Here is an 18,433-nt window from a genome sequence, read left to right as displayed (position 1 = left end):
TAACTATGACTTGGAAAAAAGTAGAAGGTAGTGGGCATAGAAAGCGATAAAAGAATAAAGGAAGAATCGTCAGAAATGACGGTTCTTCCTTAATTGTAGTAAATGGGTTACAAAGTTCCACATAATCACCTAATTGGTCAATGTTATTAAACTAAGATTACATAAGATGGAAAATGATTAATTCAAAAAACACTTTCTTATTTTAATTTGTACTTTTTCTTGTAACAAGGAACCCAGGTAAAAGATTATATAGATGTATAATGAATCTGTTGATAAAATTTTCATATGAAAGTATCATAGTATTAATATTTCAAAAAAAGTAATTGATAAATTGAATAGTATTCATAATGAGATAGTTTGATTGATTTATGTAAAGAAGCTAAAAAATATTGTTTATAATATAAATTAGCAATAATAAAAATCAAGGGTGATGCGGCCAATGAAAAATAATATAAATAAATTGTTTGTATATGAAAAGTATTCTATAAGACAGGCACTTCAATGCATTGATACAGGTGCCAGAGGAATAGCACTGCTGGTTAATAAGGATAAAACTTTAGTAGGTACTATTACAGATGGGGATATCAGAAGAGCCATTTTAAAGGGAACATCCCTGGAGGATTCAGTAGAAAAAGTAGCACATTTTAATCCTGTAAGTGTAAATCAAAGCATGACAAGGGAAGAAATTAAGGATATATTTATTAAAAAGGCAGTAAAAGATATCCCCATAGTTGATGATAACAATAGGGTTATAGATTTAATAAGCATTAATGATATCTTACTACCTGAAGGAAAGAAAAATCCTGTAATAATAATGGCTGGAGGATTAGGTACAAGACTTAAGAATCTCACTAAAGAAATTCCAAAACCAATGCTTAAAGTTGGACAAGACCCTATGCTTCAGCATATAATAAATAACTTTAAACAATATGGCTATAACAAAATTTTACTTTCTGTGAACTATAAATCTGAAATAATAGAGAATTACTTTCAGGACGGATTTTCATATGGTGTTAAAATAAATTATATAAAAGAAACCAAAAGGCTTGGTACAGCTGGAGGAATTAAGCTTGCCAGAGAATATATAGATACACCTTTTTTTGTTATAAATGGTGATATATTTACCAATTTAAATGTTGAGAATATGATGAACTTTCATATAGAAAATAATTATGATATTACAGTTGGAACTATAAGACACGCTTTCCAAATACCTTATGGAGTTATTGATGCTGAAAAAAACAATATTAAACAATTAAAAGAAAAGCCAGTTGTAGAATATTTAATTAATGGCGGGGTGTATTGCTTGAAACCGGATATAATAAATCTAATACCAGATAACCAGTATTTTGAAATAACAGATTTGATTAATATCTGTATAAAGAACGGCAGGAAAGTTGGCAGTTATGAGATAAAGGATTACTGGATGGATATTGGGAAAATTGAGGATTATAATAAGGCAAATAAAGATATTTATGATTTAATCTGTTCAGACAAAGCAGGTGAAAGCAATGATAAACAATAAAAAAATGCTTGCTATAATACCAGCAAGAGGCGGTTCCAAGGGTATTCCAAGAAAAAATATAAAAAGCTTAAATGGGAAGCCATTATTGTACTATACTATAGAGGAAGCTTTAAAAAGCAGATATATTGACAAAGTAATAGTATCAACTGAAGATAAAGAAATCGCTGATTTAAGTAGAGCATATGGTAATGATATACCTCTTATGCGTCCAAAGGAATTAGCAATGGATAGTACCCCTGGAATAGGTCCTATACTTTATTCAGTTAAATGGCATCAGGATCAAGGTGATAATTATGATTATATAATTTGCCTTCAGTGTACATCTCCATTTAGACAGGCTCATCAAATAGATGAAGCTATTGAAAAATTGATTAATGAAGATGCAGATTCAATTGTTAGTGTGTGCGAAAGTGAGGTAAGTCCTTTTTGGATGAAAACAATAGAAAAAGGATTTATGAAGGACTTCTTAAAAGGTTCTCCATTTTACGCCAGGAGACAGGATACTCCAGTAATTTACAGACTTAACGGAGCTATATATATTGCAAAAACAGAGATTTTAGTGAAAAATAAAAACTGGTATACTGATAAAACATTAGCTTATGTAATGGATAGAAAATCAGCTATTGATATTGATGACTTAACGGATTTTAAGTTTGCGGAGTTTCTTATGAAGGAGAAAAATAATGATAAATAGTAATCATATATTTATAATTGCAGAGGCTGGAGTTAATCATAATGGTGATATATACACAGCAAAGAAGCTTATAGATGCTGCATTAGAAGCAGGAGCTGATGCAATAAAGTTTCAGAGTTTTAAAGCTGAAAGCCTCGTTACAAAGGATGCTCCAAAAGCACAATATCAAAAGAAAAACACAGGCAGTGGGAGCCAGTATGAAATGCTGAAAAAATTGGAATTATCATTTGATGATCATATTATTCTTAAAAAGTATTGTGAAGAAAAGAGAATAATGTTTATAAGCACTCCCTTTGATTTTAGGAGTGTGGATTTACTTGAGAAACTTGAAATTCCAATTTATAAAATTAGTTCAGGTGACTTGACTAATATACCCTTTTTAAAATATATAGCCAAGTTAAATAAACCTATGATAGTATCTACAGGCATGGCAAACCTGGGAGAGGTAGAAATGGCTGTGGAAGCAATAAGAAATATAGGGAATAATGAAATTACTTTACTTCATTGTACATCTAATTACCCCGCTAATTATGATGATGTAAATTTAAATGCCATGATTACTATGAAAAATGACTTTAAATTACCAGTGGGTTATTCAGATCATACATTAGGAATAGAAGTACCTATTGCAGCTGCAGCTATGGGAGCATCAATAATAGAAAAACATTTTACTTTAGACAAAAATATGGAAGGACCAGACCATAAAGCATCATTAAATCCACCTGAGTTTAAAAAAATGGTAAGCAGCATTAGAAACATTGAGAAGGCACTTGGAGATGGAATAAAAAAATGTAATAAAAGTGAAGAAGATGCAAAGAGAATTGCGAGAAAAAGCATTGTAGCAGGCAGAAATATTGCTAAGGGGGAAGTGCTTTCTTATGAAAATGTTTCTTTTAAAAGGCCGGGAACTGGAGTAAGTCCAAAATTTGCAGATAAAATTATAGGTAAGAAAGCTGTCTGTGACATTGGTATTGATGAATTAATATGTCTTGACAAAGTAAAGTAGGTGTTACACTTGAGAAAAATTGCAGTTGTTACTGGGACCAGATCTGAATATGGACTTTTGTACTGGACAATGAAGGAAATACAAAATGATAAAGATTTGCAGCTTCAGCTTGTGGTAACGGGAAACCATTTAGTAAAAGAATATGGTTATACAGTAGAGCAAATAAAAAAGGATGGATTCTTAATTGATGAAGAAATAGATATGATTATAAATTCAGAGAAAAAAAGTTCTATTGCAAAATCTATGGGAATCGAATTAATTCAAATGGCTCAGTGCTTTGACAGACTAAAGCCTGATATTTTACTTATACTGGGTGATAGATATGAAACATTTATTGCTGCAGTCTGTGCTATGATGATGAATATACCTATTGCCCATATGAATGGCGGGGAATCAACAGAAGGTGCTGTAGATGAGCAAATAAGACATGCTATTACCAAGATGGCACATATACACTTTTCGGGAGCAGAGTATTATAAAGAAAGAATAATAAAAATGGGGGAGGAACCATGGAGAGTTTATAATGTTGGTCAGGCAGGAATTGAGAATATAAAAAGATTAAAACTTTTAGAAAAACCCCAATTGGAAAAGGAAATAGACATTTCTTTTGATAAGCCGGTATTTTTAATAACATTTCATCCAGTTACTTTAGACTTTGATAATGTAGATAATCAAATTGACAATTTGCTTGCAGCAATAAAAGAGTTTGATGCAAAGTATATATTTACATATCCTAATGCTGATTTTGGGAGCAGGATTATTATTGATAAAATTAATGATTTTGTAAAGCAGAATAAAAATTCATATATATTTTACAGCCTTGGTCAGAAGAGATACTTAAGCTTATTAAAATATGCAAGTGTAATGATAGGAAACTCATCAAGCGGAATAATTGAGTCACCTATTTTTAAGATTCCAGTGGTTAATATAGGTGACAGGCAAAAAGGAAGATTAAGAAATAAAAATATTATAGATGTAGAATATAATAAAGAGGAAATAACAGATGCTGTCAACAAGGCATTATATGATAAAAATTTTAAGGAAAGCTTAAACAGTATAAAAAATGTATATGGCGATGGAAATGTAAGCAAGCGTATAGCAAATGTATTAAAATCCATTAATATAGATAAAAAACTATTAAGAAAGAAACTTACATATTAAAGAGGAAAACTTTATGAGGAAAATAGTTATTTTAGGTGCAGGCGGACACTGCAAGGTTATCATAGATATTATAAAGAGTACAAATAAATATGAGATAGCAGGCATAACTGATAAAAGCATTAAAGGAAGTGTATTAAACATTCCCATAATAGGCGACGATAATGTATTACCAAAGCTTTATAAAGAAGGTGTAGAATATGCCTTTATTGGTTTAGGTGCGTTAAATAATATGAATATTAGAAATTTATTATTCAGCAGGTTAAAAGAAATTGGATTTACGTTGCCTGTATTAATTCATAAAACAGCAGTAGTTTCTCCATATTCACATATGGGTGACGGTACCTGTGTTATGGCTGGAGCGATTATTAACCCAGGATCGTATATTGGTGAAAACTGCATTATAAATACAGGAAGTGTAATTGAGCATGATTGTAAAGTAGGGAATAATACTCATATTTCACCTAATGCAGCGGTTGCAGGCGGAGTTACTATAGGATCTAATGCACATATTGGTATTGGAAGTTCTATTATTCAAGGAATAACTATTGGAAATAATGTTAGTATTGGTGCAGGTGCAGTAGTAATTAGCAATATAGAAGATAATTCTTTAGCTGTTGGTGTACCAGCTAAAGTTATTAAGACGAAAAATAATTCATAAAGGAGAAATTGTATGAACTTAAAAGGGAAAAAGGTTCTAGTTACAGGTTCTGAAGGATTTATTGGCAGTCATTTAACAGAAAGACTTGTGGAGTTAGGAGCAAATGTTACTGCGCTGGTTCAATATAATTCCTTTAACAACTGGGGATGGATAGATACATTTGATAAGGAAGTTAAAAATAGCATTCAGGTCGTAACTGGCGACATAAGGGAATATGATGTTATGAAAAGAATTATTAAGGGCCAGGATGTAGTATTCCATCTGGCTGCATTAATTGCTATACCATATTCATATTTATCTCCAATGGCATATGTAAGAACTAATGTGGAAGGGACTGCAAATGTTCTTGAAGCATGCAGAGATTATAATGTTGAAAAGATTATACATACATCTACCTCTGAGACATATGGGACTGCTTTATATGTGCCTATAGATGAAAAACATCCTATGCAGGGTCAATCTCCTTATTCAGCCTCAAAGATAGGTGCAGATAAAATTGCTGAAAGCTTTTATAGAAGCTTTAATCTTCCGGTAGCAACTATAAGGCCGTTTAATACCTATGGCCCAAGACAGTCTGCCAGGGCAGTAATACCAACCATAATATCTCAAGTTTTATCAGGTAAAACTGAAATAAAGCTTGGAAGCCTGACACCCACAAGAGATTTTAACTATGTAAAGGATACTGCTGAGGCATTTGTTAAAATAGCGGAAAGTGATAAAACTATTGGTGAAGTTATTAATGCAGGCTCAAATTACGAAATATCCATTGGTGATATAGCTAAAAAAATTATTCAGCTTATTGGAAAAGATGTAAATATTGTTTGTGACGATGAAAGAATTAGACCTGAAAACAGTGAAGTTAACAGATTATGGGCTGATAACAGTAAAATTAAGCAATTAACTGATTGGAGACCTAAATATAGTATGGATGATGGTCTAAAGGAAACTATTAGATGGATAAAAAATAATATGCAGTATTTTAAAACAGATATCTATAATGTTTAAGATCATTATTAAATTAATTATAAATTCTTTCCATTTATTTTGATAAATATTATATAGTAAAATAATGATTGGAGCTGAGACTATGATACCATTGTGCGTTCCAGAGATTAAAGGTAATGAGTGGAAATATATTAAAGATTGCCTGGATACAAATTGGGTATCTTCTGTAGGACCTTATGTGGATAAATTTGAAAATGATTTTGCAGGTTATATAGGTTCAAAGAAGGCAGTTGTCACCATGAATGGAACAGCAGCTATAGAGCTGGCACTTAGAACATTAGGCATTGGAGAAGGGGATCAGGTTATTGTTTCCTCGTTAACATTCATATCTCCCGTTAATACAATAAAATATGTTGGGGCTGAACCAGTTTTTGTAGATGTTTGCAGAGATACATGGGTTATGGATGCAGATAAAATCGAAGAATTAATAACACCAAGCACTAAGGCAATTTTACCTGTACATATTTATGGACATCCTGCAGATATGGATAAAATTATGAAAATAGCAAATAAGCATAATCTATATGTTATTGAGGATGCCACAGAAAGTTTAGGCTCACTATATAATGGGAAGGCGGTAGGAACCACAGCACATATAGGCTGTTATTCTTTTAATGGGAATAAGCTTATAACTACAGGTGCTGGCGGAATGCTGGTAACTAATAATGAAGAGCTTGGGAAAAGAGCAAAATATTTATCAACTCAAACTAAAACTGTCTTAGAAAATGGCGCTTTTTATCATAAGGAAATAGGATATAATTTCAGGATGCCCAACATTGTAGCAGCCATGGGATGTGCTCAGCTTGAATGCATAGATGAATATATAGAAATTAAAAGAAAAAATGCAAAATTGTATAATAAGCTCTTAAAAGATGTAAAGGGAGTCACATTGCCAGTAGAAAAAGAAAATGTTAAGAATGTAAATTGGCTGTACTCTGCAGTAATAGAGGATGATTATCCACTTACAAGGGATGAACTTATATTTAAATTAAAACAATATGGTATACAATCAAGACCATTCTTCATGCCTATTCATCATATGCCTCCTTATAGGGAATGCAGACATGGAGATATGAGTAAAACAGATGAATTAGCAAGAAAAGGTATAAATTTACCTAGCTCTATAGGATTGAAAGAAGAGGAAATTGAGAAGATTTGCAGAGTATTGTCGAATGCTACCAGGTAGCACCCGAAATTTGTAATCTTAAGGTTGGTGTAATAATTGAAAAATGGCATTTTTGAAAGAAATATAAACTTTTTAAGCAATTTAAATAAACCTTTAAAGGATAAAATGCTTAGTATTGATCAGGGATCAGCTAAGTTAATAAGAGGAGAAACAGGTAAGAGAACCATTTGCGTAAAAAGAGAAAATGGTAATGAAATTTTTATACACAGCAGAATTAACCCCAGGGAAAGCGCTAAATTCATTAGTGACTATACTTTTAGAGAACCATGCGATATTGTATTTTTGTTTGGTCTTGGATTGGGGTATGAGCTTCGGGAAATGCAAAAAAATAATCCTAAAAAAATATATTTTGTAGTGGAACCTGATTTTGAAATATTTAAATGCAACTTGATGGTTAATGATATTCAGCCTGTGATGAAAGAAATAAATTTATTTGTAGGCAATAATGAGAATCAGATTATTCAGGCACTAAATTATATAATAGATAAATATAAATCTATTAAAATACAATTTGTAGTACTTCCTGCATATAAAGTCCTTTATAAGGAACTGTGGGGGAAAATAGAGTACCAGCTTAGGAAACTTCTAAATGGATATTTAGTTGCTATTAACACTAATAATTCCCAGCAGAAGAAATGGGTAAGAAATTATGTTATGAATTTAGATTACATAAATAACACATATCCGCTGGTGAAATTAAGAAAATGCTTTAAAGATAAACCAGCCATTATTGTGGGGGCAGGGCCTTCACTAGAAGAAAATATAGAAACCTTAAAACTGGTGCAGGATAAAGCTATTATTGCAGCAGTTGGAAGCGGTGCCGGTATACTTGAAAGCAATGGGATAAGGGCTCACATCTTAGGAGCTATGGATGGAAACAAGGCAGAAGAGAAAATTTTTAATGGCTTAAAATACAATGCGGATTCTATGCTGTTCTATTCCAGTCAGGTTTATTACAATGTACCTAAGCTCATTAATGGTACCAAATTCTTAATGAATCAGGTGGAGATGGATGAGTATTTACATAAAAAATTAGGTTGGGAATATATTTCCGGATATTCAGGCCCTTCCATTGCCAATGTTATAACTTATAATTTATCCGAACTTGGATGCAATCCAATAATAATTCTTGGACAGGATATGTGCTATAGTAAAAATAGATTATATGCTGAAGGTTCAAAGAACAACAAAGAGTTTACTCCAGAACAGCTTGAAAATGATCCGGCATATATAAAAACTGTTAATAATAAAGGTGATGAAGTATACACTACTCCTGCATTTATGTCATTTAAATATGAATCAGAAGAAATTATAAAAAATCACCATGATATTGTATATTTAAATGGCACAAGTCACGGAATTACTATAGATGGTGCCAAAAACATTGATTTTAATGAATATTATAAAAAAGAGATTTCTAATTATAAGAATATAGATTTCCCCATATTCTCTAAGGATATTGAGAGGGATGGGACAGAAGAAAAAATCAAAAGCCAGCTTTCTGAAGAGCTGTATATGGTAATGGATTGTTGTGAAGAAATGGTAAAGTCCATACAGGAAAATAGAGATAATATAGTAAATATAATAAATGAAAATGAGAAGAAATTAAGCAGAGTTCCATTGTTTGCTAATGTTTTTATGGGAATGCTGGAGTTTATCGAATATTTACTTCCTAAAGATTACTTGAATAATGCATTGAATAAATATCTATTTATTTTGGATAAGTGTTATATAATGGAAAAAGCGTTTCAAGGACAAGATATTGTAAAGGAGTAAAATTATTTTGGAATCTAAAGAAAACTATTTTAAATTTATTAATAACATGGGATTATATGTTAATAATCTTTGAGAAACAATGCTAAAGTGCGAATTTCAGGAAAATCATGAGATACTCATGAGTGTAAAAAATATGTATGATGAATTTATAAAAGAGTCAGACAACTATATAAAAAATTATAATGACAATGAAAAGGATTGTTGTAAAATAAAAAGATATATAGAAGACATAAGTAAGTTAATTTTACAGACGGAAAAATACATAATCATTGAAGATTACATATCTGCCTGCGATGTGTTAAAGTACAAAATTCAGCCTGAACTAACAAAATTGTCGAATGCTACCAGGTAGCACCCGATATTTGTCATATATCACAAAAAGACCTGGATCCATTGAAAATCCAGATCTTTAATAGTTTGATTCTTATTAAAATATTACAACATCAAATAATATAAAAATCTTCTGTTAGAATTAGTAAGATGCTGCTAATTAAACAACCCCTGAAAAAAGCTTTTAATTGAAGCTGCAAGCTTACTGAAAAATCCCTGTGCCTGTTCACTGGATAAAACATCTTTCATCTGGCTTGCTACACCATTTAACTGACTTTTTATATCGCTGAAATTTAAGCCTAATCCATTTATTTTATTCATAACTACAGTGATTTTATTAATATCCCCTGCGCTAAGATTCAAATTATAGTTATTAACTGTATTTTCTACAATTTTCCTTACTGCATCTTCATTTTTGGGCTTGTCTTTAATTACCTGTGTTTTTATATCATTCATTACTCCAGCAGCCTTATCTTTTCCTATTTTATCTCCCAGATCAGCCGTAGTCGCCAGTTCTTCATTTGCAGCTTTCTTTTTATCTTCGCTGATCTTACTGCCATTTGTATTATTCTCATAACCTTTCAGAATTCCTGTAAGGGCAGCCGTGCCGGACACACTGAAAGGGGCTGATACTTTTACATTTGCATTCTTAACTCCGGCTGTAATAAGAGCATTTTTTATCATATTGCTGCTCACCCAATCAATATTATTTATTGATACATTTATCCCGCCGCTGGAAGTTGGTTCAACATAAGAACAGGATATGGACTTCGTTCCTATTTTGCTGCTGTCTACTGTATCTCCTAAATACTTTTTTTCTTCATCTATATTTACTTCTATTACATTGGCACTCTGCTTATCAACTCCAAAATATTTAAGCATATCCTGCTTCTGACTATCAGTAAGGTCTCCTCCTAATGTTACAGTCTTATATGAATCTGCATATACTTTATTTCCAGAAACAGATAAAACTACAGATGCAGCCATAAATATTAATAATAATTTACTGAAAACTGTTTTAAACTTCATGTCTTACAACTCCTTTTTAAAAGATTAAAATTTACATCATTAATATAATATACTATAATTATGAATAAAAGAAGTAAAAAATAAGAAACATTTTTTGCCGAATGCTACCAGGCAGCACCCGCAATTTGACGAATGTAACCAGGCAGCCCCCGATAATTGTCAAAACTTTGATGATTATTTTATGTTAATATGGTAAGATTAAATAAATAGAATATAGCACCTAAGCTATATATAAATTATAAATGGAGAAATATAAAATGGAAAGAAATGAAAAATCTAATATTATTAAACCAAGACCTAAACTAGGCAGAAATGATTTATGCTACTGTGGCAGCGGCAAGAAGTATAAAAATTGCTGCATGAAAAAGGATCAGGAAAAAGAGCGAATAGAAAATTTATTAAGCCAGTACGAAACTGTATCAGATAAATATTTTACTGCTAAAGAGTATATTAAATTATCTGGATATCCAATAACAAAGTTTGATTTCTTTTTATTAGAGATATTAAACATGACAGGAAGTATTTTATACAAATATAACAAAACAAGCAACGATAAAACAGAGGAAATAATTAAAAATTTATATAAATATTCAAAAGATTTTTATAAAGAATGTCTCAATTGTAAAAATAATTGTATCGATAATTCATTAAAAAATGCTGATTTTAAGTCCTTAACAGATGATGGCTTTGATATAAATGAACTTCCTGAGAACTTACAAGAACCTACAAGAATGAACTTATTTTATATTGAATTTGCAAATGGACTTGCCACCGCTTTGATGGATCAATTAAGTAAAGAAATAGAGAATGAAACAGCAAACGAAATATCTGAAACTTTATATTGGACAATAATTGATTATGTTTCTGATAATTGTTATGACCATTGCAATAATGAATGCTTGTTAGAGCATGATAAAAATGCTTACTGTAAGTTTTGCACATTTGGAAGCAAAAAGTTACCTTGCCCTAAAGAAGGGAACATTTCCTATGAAACAATTAAAGCAAGTTATGAGGATATTGAATAAATAATGTTTAATGCTGTTAGGAAGCATTAAATAATGAACATGATAAAATGTTAAGTGAAAAGTAAGAGTTTAACTGCAGCAGATTTTGTTGCAGTTTTTTATTATTCACAAGGCTATGTATGAGAAAGATGTTTATTCACTGCCTCCGACTATATTATTTATAGGAATTCAAATAGATTAAAACTTATTTTTGCAACCTGCGATTTGCGGGCTTTTCGGCCCTTTAATAAAGTAGAAAAAATATCATTGAGGTGAAAATAAGTTTTTCATATGAAATTTATAGTTAAAATGTAGGTTAATATGATAAAATAGGTAGTAAAGTTGTGTCGAACGCTACCAGGCAGCACCCGATAATTGTCACCTATTTTAATGATTATAAATAATAAGTTAAGGCTATACTTATCATTATATTTGTAATTAATTTAAAATAGGAGATAATATGGATAAGGAAAAGCAACTTACTTTATTAAAACAAGAAAACCCAAAATCTGAAAAAACCGAAAAAACAAAACGATGCCGAAAACCAAGAACTTGGTATCCAAATGCAATGTATCACATTACCTCCAGAGGAAACAGGAAAAGTGATATTTTTAGAGAGAAAGAAGACTATGAGATCTATTTGAAAATCCTGAAAAAGTCTATTAAGGATTTGGATAATCAATACGAAATATTAAGCTATTGTTTGATGACAAATCATGTACATCTTCAAATAAAAACAAAGGATACTCATATTAAGAACTTAATGATGAGATTAAATAAGTTATATGCAGATTATTTTAATAATAAATATAAACTTGTGGGACATTTATTTCAATCCAGGTATGGTTCTGAGATAATTGAAGATGATAGATATCTACTGGAAGTCAGCAGATATATACATTTGAATCCTGTGAAGGCTAATTTGGTTAAAGCACCACAGGAGTATGTTTGGAGCAGCTATCATTCGTATATTAATCATGTAAAGCAAAGCTTTGTTAATAGCAGTTTAGTATTAATATATTTCAACAATAATTATGAAAGATCCTATAAAGAATTTGTTGAACAGGTAATGTAGGTGTGGAATACTGCCGAATGCTACCAGGCAGCACCCGCAATTTATCGAATGTAACCAGGTAGCACCCGATAATTGTCAGAAAGAAGAGGATAAAAATGAGTAAAGTATTATTACCAGTAGAAAATAAGAAAAAATATGGCTATAAGGATAACAGCGGGCAGGTTATAATTGATTCTCAATTTGACTATGCAGAAGAATTTGTACATGGAAAAGCAATTATTGCTGTTGGCGATAAATATGGATTTATCAATGAAAATGGGAATATAGTAATTGAACCTATATATGACGATGTTTATAATTTTTCAGAAGGATTAGCTGTTGTCGAGCTTAATGGTAAAAAGGGATTTATTGATGAAACTGGTAAAATAGCAATTGAAGAAAAATATGATGAAGTGAACAGTTTTTGTGAGGGCATGGCAGCAGTGCAGGTAGGTTATAAATGGGGATATATAAATAAAAATGGCGAAACTGTTGTTCAGCCGCAGTTTTTAGATGCTGAAGATTTCAGCGAAGGAATAGCTCTTGTTCAGCTTGGAGGAAAGCTTGGCTACATAAATAAACAGGGACAATTTATCATTGAGCCTAAATTCAGCTATGCAGGAAGCTTTAATGAAGGTATAGCAGTGGTGGCTGAAAATAAAAGATATGGATTCATAAACAGCAGCGGTGATTTTATAATAAGAGAAAAGTATTCCTATGCAGGTGACTTTAATGAAGGTTTAGCTTTAGTAGAAATCAGAGGCAAATATGGCTATATCAATAAACAGGATGAATTAGTAATTGAGCCTGCATATGACTGGGTGGACAGTTTTTATAATGGTTATGCAGCAGTTTCAAAAAACGAAAAATATGGATTTATAGATAAAACCGGTAAGGAAATTGTTCCAGTAAAATATGATAATGTGGATTCCATATCTGAAGGATTAATATCAGTGGAAGTGGACGGCAAATGGGGTTATTTAAACAATAATTTAGAATTTGTCATTAAGCCTAAGTTTGATGATGCGCATGAATTCATAAATGGTGTTGCTGAAGCAGAACTTCATGACAAAACAGTATATATAAATACAAAAGGGGAAATAATTTAAGTAATGTGTCGAATGTAATCGAATGTAACCAGGTAGCACCCGATAAACGTCGAATGTAACCAGGTAGCACCCGAATTCTGTCGGTTAAAGCAAGCAACCCGCAATCTGTCAGTTATACAATGGAGGAAATTTATTTGAGGTTATTTGATATAATATGGGCAATCTTAATAATAAATTCAATAATTTCAGTTACTGTAATTGTTCTTGAAAGGAAGAAGCCCGAGAAGACCATTGCATGGCTGTTAGTGTTTGTTATAATGCCGCCTGTGGGACTTTTTTTCTACATATTTTTGGGGCGAAACTGGAAGAAGCATAAATTAAATGAAAACACAAATCTTCATATTAATGAACTAATGTATGAATCCCTAAAGCAGATAAGAAATCCGGAATACTATCCTATAATAAAGTTAATTTCAAGAAATAGTGAGTCCCCTCTTTTTATGGACAATTCCATTGAAATATTTAAAGACGGCGTGGAAAAGTTTGCAGCACTAAAACAGGAACTGAAGAAGGCCCAGCATCATATTCATTTGGAATATTACATTGTTAAAAGCGATGAAATAGGAAATGAAATAAAGGATATTCTAATTAGGAAAGCAAATGAAGGTGTACAAGTCAGATTCATAATAGACAGAGTTGGTTCAATTAAAATAAAAAAGTCTTACATAAAGGAACTTCAGGATAATGGAGTGGAGGTAGTTCAATATTCATATTTTTTAGCTCCCTTTCTGAGAGATATTAATACACAGATAAACTATAGAAATCATAGAAAAATTGTCATCATAGATGGAAAAGTAGGCTTTCTTGGCGGAATAAATATTGGAGATGAATATTTAGGCCGTGGAAAGCTTGGATACTGGAGAGACACCCATATGATGGTAAAAGGGGACTTTGTGCTTGGCCTCCAGGCAGTTTTTTTAGATGATTTTGCAAATATAAAGAAGGCAAACAAAGAGGACTTCTCATATAATAATCAATTTGATAAGTTCTTTCCTGAAACAGGAAACTACGATGGAAAAAGGATGCAGATTATTCAAAGCGGCCCTGATTCTGAATTCCCATCAATAATGCAGGCTGAATTAAAAATGATATCCATGGCAAAGAAAAATATTTTTATTACCACTCCTTATTTTGTGCCCAGCGACTGCATAATAAATGCATTAAAAATATCAAAGCTTGGGGGTGCAAGGGTATGCATATTATTTCCCGAGCAATATGACCATTTTCTGGTACATTATGCTTCAAGGACATACCTAAAAGACCTGGCCTCCTGTGGAGTTGAAATCTATCTTTACGATGCTAAATCATTTTTGCATGCCAAATCTATGAGCATAGATGGAGAACTCTGTACCATTGGCACTGCTAACATGGACATAAGAAGCCATGAGCTGAATTATGAAATCAATGGGATAGTTTATGATGAGGAAACAACTAAAAAATTAGACTCTCTTTTTTATGAAGATATTAAAAACAGCACACTGATTAATGAAGAATACTTTAATAAGCAGCCTGTCTGGATTAAATATTTGGAAGCTATTTGCAGAATATTTTCATCCCTGCTGTAAAATTTTGATAATAAGTGATTATTTTGAAGCATTAATGTCAATGATTATAGATGTACAATTATTATATTATTTTACGGAGGGATATTTTTAATGAATAAGATTGTTTTGGTGGGAAGATTGGTTAAAGATCCCATAAAAAAGGTTATCGAGGAATCAGGAAGCGTTGTTACCAGATTTATCATTGCAGCAGAAAGGCCTTACAGAAAACAAGATGGAAATAAGGAAGCTGATTTTATTCCCGTAGCTGTATGGGGGAAAAAAGCTGAAATAATTGCCCAATATGCTCAAAAGGGTAATATGATTACAGTAAGCGGCAGACTGGAAACCAGAAATTTCACTGACAAAGAAGGAGTAAGAAAGTTTATCTCTGAAGTAGTTGCTGATGATTTCCAATTTCTAAGTTTCCCTAAAAAACCAGAGGAAGCATCTGTCAATGAATAAGCTTATAGCTTAATACATGAATTAAATAATATTTAAAAATATATTGCTGGTAATGCACAAAATAGATTTCAAAGTAAATCAGCTATTTAAGTTTCCCAAAAAACTGTAGAAACATCAGTATTTTTGCTCGCTTAAATAGTGATTTACTAAATGAAATTATATAATTACAGGCAATATATTTTTTTCTGTCGAATGTAACCAGGTAGCACCCGCAATGTGTCGAATGCTACCAGGCAGCACCCGATATTTGTCACTTTTCTCCATTTCTCTAAAATAGACAAAAACCCTCTTTTATGATAACATTTAAAGGTAAATGTTAAATAAAAGAGGGCTAATATATGTTTAAGAAAAAAAGTACTAAATTTAAAGTTATTATATCTATTATAACAGTGGTTTTGGCATTTCTAGTAGTAGGAACATCTTATATTTATATGGAATTAAACAAAGTAAAAAAGGTGGAAATACCAAAGACCAGCAAAGAATTAAATATTAGTCCAAAGGCGGAAACTTACGATAACAGTATTACCAATATTGCCTTTTATGGACTAGATAGAAGGGCAAAGGATGAAGCATCCCGCTCCGATGCAATAATTATAGTTTCTATTGATAAGCAGCATAAAAAAATAAAATTGTCATCTGTTATGAGGGATTCATATGTAAATGTAGAAGGACACGGCATGACAAAGATCACTCATGCATATGCTTATGGAGGCCCTCAGCTTGCCATTAAGACATTGAATCAAAATTTTGACCTGAATATAAAGGACTTCGTCACAGTTGATTTCTTCGATTTGGAGAAAATAATTGATGCAGTAGGGGGCATAGATTTAAATATTACAAATGAAGAACTTAAATATATTAATTCATATATAACAGAAACATCCAAAATAGAAAAGTCAGATATACCTGCAATCACTAAAGCAGGCGTTCAGCATGTTAATGGTAGACAAGCGGTAGCTTATACAAGAATAAGATATACCGCAGGTGGTGATTTTGAAAGGACTACAAGACAGAGGACTGTTTTAACTTCATTATTAAATGAAATAATGAAGACAAGTGTTTCAAATCTTCCTAATGTGGTAAATAATTTAGCTCAATATACAGAAACAAGCTTATCTTCAACTGAAATGATTAAAATGGCAACTTCGGTGGCTGCATCAGGCATCCATGATATTGTTCAGGAAAGATTTCCTGTGGATGGTTATTGCAATGCATTGACTAAAGACGGAGTATGGTATTTACAACTAGATTTAAATGCCACAAAGGATCAGCTTTATAAATTTATTTATGAAGATATTAAACCTGTACCTGGAACACCTAAGTTTTAACTATGGAGGAATAACTAATGAATATAGCAGTAATTTTGGCTGGTGGAATAGGATCGAGAATGGGAGATATTGATAAACCAAAGCAATACTTGGATGTTTACGGGAAGCCGTTAATTGTCTATACCTTAGAAGCATTTAATAAAAATTGTAATGTGGACTATATTGCCGTGGTATGCAAAGAACAGTGGAAAGAAGACATCCACAATTGGATTCGGGAATACAAATTGAATAAAGTAAGATGGATTTTTGAAGGGGGAGAGACCAGGCAGGAATCCTCTTATCATGCATTAAAATCACTTAAGGAATACTGTAGTGATGATGATATTGTATTAATTCATGATGCAGCAAGGCCTTTAGTAAGTCAGAGGATTATCTCCGAAAATATAGAGCTTGCAAAAAAATATTATGCTGTAAACACAGTAATACCTGCAAATGATACCATAATAAGAAGCTTGGACAATTTTACTACCTATAATGTTCCTGTAAGAAGCGAAATGTTTCTGGTGCAGACTCCTCAAAGCTTCAGATACTCTGTTATTTTAGATGCAATAAACAAAGCTGCAGCTGACAACTTTACAAATTCCACTGATGACTGTCAGCTGGTTTTCAGGCTAGGCAAACCAGTTCATTTAGTGCAGGGGGATAAATTGAATTTTAAAATAACTACCATTGAAGATATAGCACTATTAAAGGCATATATAAAAATGGAGGAACATAAATAGAGATAACAGCATATACTGACCATGTAATCAAAAAAAGATTGCATGGTCTTTTTTTATGGAACACTTTAATTGTTATGCAAATATAATACATATATAAATAAGTCATTTTATTTTATCAAAGGGGAAAGCAATGAATGAAGAAGTCACAATAGATTTTAGATATTTAATGCAGATAATTAAAAAAAGAATTTTAGTTATCATGGTTATCACACTGCTTAGTACAGCAGCATCAGCAGTACTGAGTTTTTATGTAATAAAGCCTGTCTATGAAGCAGAGGTAAGTGTGGTAATTGGAAGGGATAATCACGGCAAGATGGATGGCACCTTAAATGATAATGATGTGTATATGTTCCAGCAGCTAATGAAAACTTATGCAGAAATTGCCAGATCCAATACTGTAGCTGAGGAATCAGCATCTAAAATTGGTGGAAAAGTAACTGCTGAATATTTAAGCAAACATATCACAGTGACACCTCAGCAGAGCACGCAAATCTTAAACATTAAGGCATCAGCTAATGATGCAAAGGAAACCTATAACATTATAAGTTCTGTATCAGATTCATTTATTTCCACAGCAATAAAATTTACTCCAGGGGCAAATATTCAGCTTTTGAATAAACCCAAGCTGCCTACTAAGCCCGTGAAGCCGGATAAAAGATTAAACATAGCTATTGCCTTCTTTATTGGATTATTAATATCCATTATTTTAGCCTATATACTTGAGTACATGGATGACACCATAAAAGAGGAGCATGATGTGGAAAAATATTTAAAGCTTCCTGTAATTGGAACTATACCTAGGAACACTGATGGTGAATAAAATTAGATGAATGGGGTGTG

At 31.9% G+C, this 18,433-nt stretch carries 18 protein-coding genes; 17 read left to right on the top strand and 1 reads right to left on the bottom strand.

Going from position 1 to position 18,433, the window contains the following annotated elements; translation table 11 throughout:
• The first annotated feature begins 439 nt into the window (after positions 1-439).
• The 9 genes from EQM05_RS09775 (at position 440) to EQM05_RS09735 (ending at position 9,363) form a co-directional block, all read left to right on the top strand.
• The gene (locus EQM05_RS09775; protein WP_128749869.1) at positions 440-1,525 is read left to right on the top strand and encodes a nucleotidyltransferase family protein; all 1,086 of its coding nucleotides are present in this window, start codon (positions 440-442) and stop codon (positions 1,523-1,525) included.
• Positions 1,512-2,219, top strand: coding sequence for an acylneuraminate cytidylyltransferase family protein (locus EQM05_RS09770; protein ID WP_128749868.1), 708 nt, complete (start codon positions 1,512-1,514; stop codon positions 2,217-2,219). The genes EQM05_RS09775 and EQM05_RS09770 overlap by 14 nt, the downstream gene beginning before the upstream one ends.
• Entirely contained in the window at positions 2,209-3,225 is a 1,017-nt protein-coding gene (gene neuB / locus EQM05_RS09765; RefSeq protein ID WP_128749867.1) for an N-acetylneuraminate synthase, read from the top strand. Before EQM05_RS09770 ends, neuB begins: the two co-directional genes overlap by 11 nt.
• Positions 3,226-3,234: 9 nt before the next feature.
• On the top strand, positions 3,235-4,386 hold the full coding sequence (gene neuC / locus EQM05_RS09760; RefSeq protein WP_128749866.1) for a UDP-N-acetylglucosamine 2-epimerase: 1,152 nt from the start codon (positions 3,235-3,237) through the stop codon (positions 4,384-4,386).
• Positions 4,387-4,399: 13 nt separating this feature from the next.
• Entirely contained in the window at positions 4,400-5,044 is a 645-nt protein-coding gene (locus EQM05_RS09755) for an acetyltransferase (protein ID WP_128749865.1), read from the top strand.
• A 12-nt stretch (positions 5,045-5,056) separates the two neighbouring features.
• Positions 5,057-6,049: an NAD-dependent 4,6-dehydratase LegB gene (locus EQM05_RS09750; protein ID WP_128749864.1), complete on the top strand. Its 993-nt coding sequence runs from the start codon at positions 5,057-5,059 to the stop codon at positions 6,047-6,049.
• 82 nt (positions 6,050-6,131) lie between these two features.
• On the top strand, positions 6,132-7,235 hold the full coding sequence (locus EQM05_RS09745) for a LegC family aminotransferase (protein WP_128749863.1): 1,104 nt from the start codon (positions 6,132-6,134) through the stop codon (positions 7,233-7,235).
• A 36-nt stretch (positions 7,236-7,271) separates the two neighbouring features.
• Positions 7,272-9,011: a 6-hydroxymethylpterin diphosphokinase MptE-like protein gene (locus EQM05_RS09740; RefSeq protein WP_128749862.1), complete on the top strand. Its 1,740-nt coding sequence runs from the start codon at positions 7,272-7,274 to the stop codon at positions 9,009-9,011.
• Between the two features lie 118 nt (positions 9,012-9,129).
• Positions 9,130-9,363 carry a hypothetical protein gene (locus EQM05_RS09735; RefSeq protein ID WP_205694130.1) on the top strand — a complete coding sequence of 78 codons (234 nt, stop codon included), beginning with the start codon at positions 9,130-9,132 and terminating at the stop codon, positions 9,361-9,363.
• A gap of 134 nt (positions 9,364-9,497) precedes the next feature.
• Here EQM05_RS09735 and EQM05_RS09730 read toward each other — a convergent pair whose 3' ends face one another.
• On the bottom strand, positions 9,498-10,370 hold the full coding sequence (locus EQM05_RS09730; RefSeq protein ID WP_128749860.1) for a DUF1002 domain-containing protein: 873 nt from the start codon (positions 10,368-10,370) through the stop codon (positions 9,498-9,500).
• A 257-nt stretch (positions 10,371-10,627) separates the two neighbouring features.
• On the opposite strand from EQM05_RS09730, the gene EQM05_RS16200 reads away from it, so the two are divergent.
• The 8 genes from EQM05_RS16200 (at position 10,628) to EQM05_RS09690 (ending at position 18,413) form a co-directional block, all read left to right on the top strand.
• A complete protein-coding gene (locus EQM05_RS16200; RefSeq protein WP_243108037.1) occupies positions 10,628-11,395 on the top strand; it encodes an SEC-C metal-binding domain-containing protein in 768 nt (255 codons plus the stop codon).
• Between the two features lie 439 nt (positions 11,396-11,834).
• Positions 11,835-12,449, top strand: a complete 615-nt coding sequence (locus tag EQM05_RS09720) for a transposase (protein WP_243108036.1) — start codon at positions 11,835-11,837, stop codon at positions 12,447-12,449.
• A 95-nt stretch (positions 12,450-12,544) separates the two neighbouring features.
• Positions 12,545-13,537, top strand: a complete 993-nt coding sequence (locus tag EQM05_RS09715) for a WG repeat-containing protein (protein WP_128749858.1) — start codon at positions 12,545-12,547, stop codon at positions 13,535-13,537.
• A 134-nt stretch (positions 13,538-13,671) separates the two neighbouring features.
• Positions 13,672-15,102: a cardiolipin synthase gene (gene cls, locus EQM05_RS09710; protein WP_243108035.1), complete on the top strand. Its 1,431-nt coding sequence runs from the start codon at positions 13,672-13,674 to the stop codon at positions 15,100-15,102.
• Positions 15,103-15,192: 90 nt separating this feature from the next.
• Entirely contained in the window at positions 15,193-15,543 is a 351-nt protein-coding gene (locus EQM05_RS09705) for a single-stranded DNA-binding protein (RefSeq protein ID WP_128749856.1), read from the top strand.
• Positions 15,544-15,881: 338 nt separating this feature from the next.
• Complete coding sequence (locus EQM05_RS09700; RefSeq protein WP_128749855.1) at positions 15,882-16,871, top strand: LCP family protein; 990 nt, start codon at positions 15,882-15,884, stop codon at positions 16,869-16,871.
• Positions 16,872-16,888: 17 nt separating this feature from the next.
• Positions 16,889-17,593 (top strand): 2-C-methyl-D-erythritol 4-phosphate cytidylyltransferase, encoded by a 705-nt coding sequence (gene ispD, locus EQM05_RS09695; RefSeq protein WP_128749854.1) that lies wholly within the window; start codon positions 16,889-16,891, stop codon positions 17,591-17,593.
• A 130-nt stretch (positions 17,594-17,723) separates the two neighbouring features.
• Positions 17,724-18,413, top strand: a complete 690-nt coding sequence (locus tag EQM05_RS09690) for a Wzz/FepE/Etk N-terminal domain-containing protein (RefSeq protein ID WP_128749853.1) — start codon at positions 17,724-17,726, stop codon at positions 18,411-18,413.
• The last annotated feature ends 20 nt before the right edge of the window (positions 18,414-18,433 follow it).

This window comes from Clostridium sp. JN-9, from assembly GCF_004103695.1.
GTDB lineage: Bacteria > Bacillota > Clostridia > Clostridiales > Clostridiaceae > JN-9.
The sequence above is the reverse complement of the archived record's forward strand: the minus strand, read 5'-3'. Positions and strand labels throughout refer to the sequence as shown.

Coding starts and splice junctions, on each gene's coding strand:
- EQM05_RS09775 (WP_128749869.1), top strand. CDS start 440: ATGAAAAATAATATAAATAAATTGTTTGTATATGAAAAGTATTCTATA.
- EQM05_RS09770 (WP_128749868.1), top strand. CDS start 1,512: ATGATAAACAATAAAAAAATGCTTGCTATAATACCAGCAAGAGGCGGT.
- neuB (WP_128749867.1), top strand. CDS start 2,209: ATGATAAATAGTAATCATATATTTATAATTGCAGAGGCTGGAGTTAAT.
- EQM05_RS09755 (WP_128749865.1), top strand. CDS start 4,400: ATGAGGAAAATAGTTATTTTAGGTGCAGGCGGACACTGCAAGGTTATC.
- EQM05_RS09750 (WP_128749864.1), top strand. CDS start 5,057: ATGAACTTAAAAGGGAAAAAGGTTCTAGTTACAGGTTCTGAAGGATTT.
- EQM05_RS09745 (WP_128749863.1), top strand. CDS start 6,132: ATGATACCATTGTGCGTTCCAGAGATTAAAGGTAATGAGTGGAAATAT.
- EQM05_RS09735 (WP_205694130.1), top strand. CDS start 9,130: ATGAGTGTAAAAAATATGTATGATGAATTTATAAAAGAGTCAGACAAC.
- EQM05_RS09730 (WP_128749860.1), bottom strand. CDS start 10,370: ATGAAGTTTAAAACAGTTTTCAGTAAATTATTATTAATATTTATGGCT.
- EQM05_RS16200 (WP_243108037.1), top strand. CDS start 10,628: ATGGAAAGAAATGAAAAATCTAATATTATTAAACCAAGACCTAAACTA.
- EQM05_RS09720 (WP_243108036.1), top strand. CDS start 11,835: ATGGATAAGGAAAAGCAACTTACTTTATTAAAACAAGAAAACCCAAAA.
- EQM05_RS09715 (WP_128749858.1), top strand. CDS start 12,545: ATGAGTAAAGTATTATTACCAGTAGAAAATAAGAAAAAATATGGCTAT.
- EQM05_RS09705 (WP_128749856.1), top strand. CDS start 15,193: ATGAATAAGATTGTTTTGGTGGGAAGATTGGTTAAAGATCCCATAAAA.
- EQM05_RS09700 (WP_128749855.1), top strand. CDS start 15,882: ATGTTTAAGAAAAAAAGTACTAAATTTAAAGTTATTATATCTATTATA.
- ispD (WP_128749854.1), top strand. CDS start 16,889: ATGAATATAGCAGTAATTTTGGCTGGTGGAATAGGATCGAGAATGGGA.
- EQM05_RS09690 (WP_128749853.1), top strand. CDS start 17,724: ATGAATGAAGAAGTCACAATAGATTTTAGATATTTAATGCAGATAATT.